Origin of the sequence: uncultured Campylobacter sp. (genome assembly GCF_938018035.1) — a bacterium.
In the GTDB taxonomy this organism is placed as follows: Bacteria; Campylobacterota; Campylobacteria; order Campylobacterales; family Campylobacteraceae; genus Campylobacter_B.
In genome coordinates this window covers 1-5,658 of sequence record NZ_CALIJF010000230.1, presented here as the reverse complement: position 1 = coordinate 5,658, position 5,658 = coordinate 1, and the positions used below count along the sequence as shown (strand labels likewise).

Below are 5,658 nucleotides of genomic sequence, written 5' to 3'. Positions count from 1 at the left end.
CCGCGCGCGTTAGGATCCAGCGGTCAAGCCGCGTAAAATTGCTCGTCTCGATCTCGCCAAGATCGCTGGTGCTTGCGAGCAGAAATCTTATAGTATTTCGGATCTTGCGGTACTGCTCGCTTACCTGCTTTAGGATATTGTCGCTGATCTTTAGATCGGTCGAATAATCGCTCATCGCGACCCACAGGCGTAAAATTTCCACGCCGTGGCTCTTTGCGACCTCTTGCGGATAGACGACGTTTCCGACGGACTTGCTCATCTTTTGACCCTTCTCATCGACGGTAAATCCGTGTGTGAGGATGCTCTTATACGGCGCGCATTCGTTAATCGCGCAGCTTAGAAGCAGTGAGCTTTGAAACCAGCCGCGGTGTTGGTCGCTGCCCTCAAGATACATATCCGCGGGGAATTTGCCTGCATCGTAGGCGCCGCTTTGTAGCACCGCTTTCCACGTCGAGCCGCTATCGAACCAAACGTCTAAGATATCCATCACCTTTTCTAAATTTTCAGGCTTATAGCCGCTATCCTGAGGCAAAAGCTCCGAAATTTCCATCTGCCACCAAGCATCCGCGCCCTTAGCTTTAAAAATTTCGTAGATATTATTTAAAATTTTCTCATCAAAGATCGGCTCTTTGGTGCTTTTATCGCGGAAAAACGCGATCGGCACGCCCCAGTCCCTCTGGCGCGAGATACACCAATCGGGGCGGTTTTCTATCATCGAGGTAAGGCGGTTTACGCCACTTTGCGGGTAAAATTTAACCCCTCCGATCTGCTCTAGCGCCACTTGACGCAGCGTCTTGCCGCTAGGCATTGGCTCATCCATCGCGATAAACCACTGCTTTGTCGCGCGGTAGATTACCGGCTTGTGCGTACGCCAGCAGTGTGGATAGGAGTGGACGAATTTGCCGGATTTGATAAGTGCGGGGCCTAGAAGCTCTAAAATTTTCTCGTTTGCTTTGAAAATATGCATCCCTACGAGCTCATCTACGACGTCTGCGCGGAAGAGTTTTTTGGTTTTAAGAGTTTGATCGAAACAGCCGCCCTCATCCACAGGCATAATCACTTCGATGCCGTATTTAAGCCCTACGAAATAATCATCCTCGCCGTGCCCAGGAGCCGTATGCACGAGCCCTGTGCCGCCATCCATTAAAACGTGCTCGCCGAGGATAAATTTTGAAATTCTATCATTTAGCGGATTGATCGCGTTTAAGCCCTCAAGCTCGGTAGCCTTAAATTCTTTTACGATCTTGCCTTCTGTGATGCCCAGGCTTACGAGGCTTTCGACCAGAGGTTTAGCAAGGATTAAATTTTCGCTCGTCAGCGCGTAAATTTCATTCGGGTTCAAAGATATTGCGCCGTTTGCCGGCAGCGTCCAAGGCGTGGTCGTCCAGATGACCGCTTTGGCGCCTTTCGCGCCGATTTTAGCGTTCGCTTCGTCACTCAGATCAAACGCCACGAAGATCGAGTAGTCCTCTTTATCTTTGTACTCGACCTCGGCTTCTGCGAGTGCGCTTTTTGCCGCCCAGCTCCAAAACACGGGCTTACTTCGCTCGATTAAAATTCCTTTTTTAGCGATCTGGCAGAGCGCTTTGTAAATTTCAGCTTCAAACTCAAATTTTAGCGTCAGATACGGATCGTCCCAGTCGCCCAAAATCCCCATATCTTTAAATTCATTGCGCTGCACGTCGATAAACTCTTTGGCGTGCTGTCTGCAAAGCTCGCGGATCTGCACTTTTGAAAGCGATTTTTTCCGCTCGCCTAGCTTGATCTCTACTTGCTGCTCGATCGGCAGGCCGTGGCAGTCCCAGCCCGGCACGTAGCGGATCTCCTCGCCGAAGAAATAATGGGTTTTGGTGATGATGTCTTTTAAAATTTTATTCAGCGCGTGGCCGATGTGGAGGTGTCCGTTGGCATACGGCGGACCGTCGTGGATATTAAAGCTAACGCTTGCGCCCTTGCGTTTAGCCTTCATCTTTTCGTAAATTTTACGCTCGTCGTACCATGCCTTAAACCGCGCAGGTTCGTTTTGCGGCAGTGCGCCTCGCATCGCAAAATCCGTAGTAGGAAGAAAGAGAGTATCTTTGTAGTCCATATTTGTACCTTTTCGTGTCTTAAAAAATTTGTGAAGTTTATCCAAAACGCCATTAAAAAGCTCTGAAAGAGCAGTCTGCGTTTATGCTATAATGTGCGAAAATTTAATGAGGGTCTTTATGAAAAATATCATCCTTGTAATCGGCGAGGAGATCCGCTACGACGCGGCTTTGATGAGCTATATTTCTCGCAGCTACGAACGAGTTTTTGGGCGGATCGACGATCTGAAATTCTTAAGCGAAAACGATAAGGTTTTGCCCTTCGCGCTTGAAAAGATGATCGATTCGTACGATTTTATCACGATCTTTGCGGCAAACTCCGCCTACGCGGTCGTCGGTAAAATTTTATCGACGCTCTCTTTCGATTCGCTCGAGCTGAAAAACGGAGAAACCTTAGCGCCCTCGATGGCGCGCACGGTGGCGAAAAACAGCTTCCTGCTAAACGTCAGAGGCTGCTCGGTAAACGTGATCAAGGCGCTTTGCTTACAGAGCTTGCCGCCGATCCTTCAAGACGCGCCGAACGCGGGCGAGAGCTTTTATCTATTCGATTGCGAATATGAAAGCGTAAAGCAGCGCCTAGAAAGCCTTGCGATCAGTTATAAAATTTCGCTTACGATCAGTAGACCCTGCTCTTTTTTGCTACTCGTGCGCGCCAGTGCGATGAAATTCGGAGCGCTGGACGCGTTTTTGCAAAGCGTCGGCAAGTATTATGAGAGCTGCTACATCGAAGGCGGCGATTTTATGGGCTTTGTGGTAGATAGACTGCGCGAAATAGGCGCTAAGATCACCTTTGCCGAAAGTTGCACCGCAGGGCTAATCGCCGCAAAATTCGGCGCGGTTGCGGGCGTGAGCGACGTTTTCGACGGCTCGCTCGTAAGCTACGCCAACGAGATAAAAAATCTCTGGCTCAACGTGAGCGAAGATACGCTCGCGCGCTATGGCGCTGTCAGCGCGCAGACCGTGGGCGAGATGCTGGAGGGTGCGCTACAAAGCAGCGGGGCGAGCTTCGCTCTTGCGGTAAGCGGTATCGCGGGCCCCGGCGGCGGAAGCGCGCAAAAGCCCGTAGGGACGGTCTTTATCGGCGCGAAGGAGCAGGGCGGCAAACAGATCGTCGGGGAATTTCATCTAAAAGGCGATCGAAACTACATCCGCGAACAGAGCGCCGATATCGCTATCTGCTTGCTTTTGAAGCTTAGAAGCGATCTGTTTTTCGGGCGGCTTCCGAGCGCGCCTGCGAGAGATGAAATTTAAAGGAGCGGATTTTGAAAAGACGAATTTTGAAAGGGTGCGGAGGCGATTCGGCGCAGAATTTTATCCGAGCGAGCGGCGAGCAGGGCTTTAGACGATGGCAAAATTTCGATTCGGCATACGGCTGGCAGAATTTTACTCAGGCTAGCGACGGACTAAATTTTATCTCGGCGGGTCGCGCTAGAAATTTTAGTTTTATAAATGATTTTAGCTTTATAAGCGCGGCGCGAAATTTTACTTTGGCGTTAGCCGCGATATGTATTTTGGGCGGCTGCGACGGCGGATCGGACGGACAAGATCGCGAACAAAGCGCACGATCGGAACAGAATTTTAGCGCGGGTAATCAAGGGCAAAATTTTAATAAAAGTGCGGATAGCTCGGGGCAAAGCTCCACGCAAAATTCTACGCAAAGCTCTATACGAGGCTCCGCGCCGCAGGGTTTTGAGCGCAAGCAGAGCTCCGATCTGAACTCCACGATAGACAAATTTGCAAACGATGCTAAAGTTTTGGGCGAGGCCTTGCAAAATTTGCAGAAAAAGGCGCCCGAAGTCTTGAACGATTTCGCCGCTCGTAACGCGGACAGAATAGAGGATCTGTTAAAGCAGGGCGAGGCGGCGGCGCGCGAGGCGGGTAAAAATCTTGATCAAATGGGTGAAAGCCTGCAAGGCATCATCAAGGACGCAAACGAAAGTATCGGGAAGGTCTTGGAGGGCTTTGGCGTGCAGCCTAGACAGGAGCCTCGCGGCGGGCACTCGCAGGAGCGCGATGATAGTTTAGGCCCTGAAGAGGCGGCCGGCGGGCAAAGCTTTAGAATTTGAATTACGCTAAATTCTACTCAAAATTTTTTGTTGCAACTACCACCCACAGGAAAGCGGCAAGTTTTCGCAGGAGCGTAACGAGCCTGCACGAAAGCGTGACGGACACTCATAAGAGCACGATGAGCACCCACAGCCCGACGACGGAACCGATGGCAAGGTTGTATAGTTTAAAGCACGGCTAGATTTCATCTAAATTTTATTTGTTGTGGCGAATGCTTGCAGAGAAGCGATGCCAAATTTTATTAAAATTTCCCCTGCGCGGCGGTTTCGTTAAAATTTTACTCGCGCGAGCTTCCGCAATGGAATATGAATATTTGCAAAGAAGTGGTAAACCTCCGTAAAACGCAACGAGTGCCCCAAGGGCAAGCATTTCTAAATAAAGCGCGAGTAGTGGATGAAGTTTGGAATTCAAAGCTTGCGCTTCGAAGTTGCTGTAAAGATAAGCGGGTGGCGGCTGGTAAAGCTTTAGAATTTCAGGCTGCCTGCGATAAAACAAGAAAAATTTTACGAAGTAGGGCTATAATGCGCTCCGCAATTTCAAATTTAAAGGATAAAAATGAAAACTCTCATTATTTTAGCTCATCCAAATATCGCAAACTCGCTCGTAAACCGCCACTGGAGGGATGCTGTGCTAGCCCATCCTGATAAGTTCGAGCTTCATGATCTTTACGCGCTTTATGCGGATTTTAAAATCGATGTGGAAAAGGAGCAAAAACTGCTCGAAAGCCACGATAAAATCGTGCTTCAGTTTCCGTTTCGTTTTTCAAACTGCACGCCGCTTCTTAAGCAGTGGTTTGAGGATGTTTTTACGCGCGGCTGGGCTTATGGCGGAGAGAGCGGCGGCAAGCTTAAGGGCAAAAAATTCGCGCTTGCGATCTCACTTGGCGCGACTGAGGCAAACTACTCTAAAAATGGCATCGTGGGCTTTAGCGTGGATGAGGTGCTAGCGCCATTTAAGGCTACATTTAATTTCGTCGGCGCAACGACTATGCCTAATTTCGTCTCATACGGCTTTACTTACGATAAAAGCAAGCAAGCCGTAGAAAATAGTGCGAAAAATTATATAAAGTATTTAAATCAGCTTTAAATTCTTTGCTTTTCTAGCCGCCCGCCGCGCGTAAAGCTTTAAAATTTTACGTAAGCGGCGCGGCTGATTTTTTAAAATTTTCGCTCAAAAAGCTCAAATTTAATCCTAAAATTTTTAAATTTTACCCCAAAATTCCGCTCGCGCTTCGTATGATCTAAAAATGAAATTTTAAGCAAAATTTCCGCGCCTAAATTTAAGCCCAGCTCTTAAATTTTAAAAGGCACAAGCCCTGCTTTAAAATTTTATTTTTAAATTTTAGCCCGGTGCTCCGCGCTTAAATTTAAAACGCAGATCGCGCGAGAATTTCATGGCTCGCATACGAAAGCTCGTCGCATAGCCGCACCGCTACCGCAAAAATATTTCCTCGTAAGGCGCAGTTCTATTCTACGCCGTATTCTGCTCGCCACGGCGCTATACC

At 48.8% G+C, this 5,658-nt stretch carries 4 protein-coding genes; 3 read left to right on the top strand and 1 reads right to left on the bottom strand.

What is annotated here, in order from left to right; translation table 11 throughout:
- Positions 1–2,089 (bottom strand): isoleucine--tRNA ligase (gene ileS, locus Q0257_RS07015; protein WP_298023301.1); only part of this gene is annotated, 2,089 nt, incomplete at its 3' end.
- 118 nt (positions 2,090–2,207) lie between these two features.
- On the opposite strand from ileS, the gene Q0257_RS07010 reads away from it, so the two are divergent.
- The 3 genes from Q0257_RS07010 (at position 2,208) to Q0257_RS07000 (ending at position 5,240) form a co-directional block, all read left to right on the top strand.
- Entirely contained in the window at positions 2,208–3,338 is a 1,131-nt protein-coding gene (locus tag Q0257_RS07010) for a CinA family protein (RefSeq protein WP_298023298.1), read from the top strand.
- Positions 3,339–3,349: 11 nt separating this feature from the next.
- A complete protein-coding gene (locus Q0257_RS07005; protein WP_298023294.1) occupies positions 3,350–4,153 on the top strand; it encodes a hypothetical protein in 804 nt (267 codons plus the stop codon).
- Positions 4,154–4,709: 556 nt separating this feature from the next.
- On the top strand, positions 4,710–5,240 hold the full coding sequence (locus tag Q0257_RS07000; RefSeq protein WP_298023290.1) for an NAD(P)H-dependent oxidoreductase: 531 nt from the start codon (positions 4,710–4,712) through the stop codon (positions 5,238–5,240).
- Positions 5,241–5,658 lie beyond the last annotated feature (418 nt).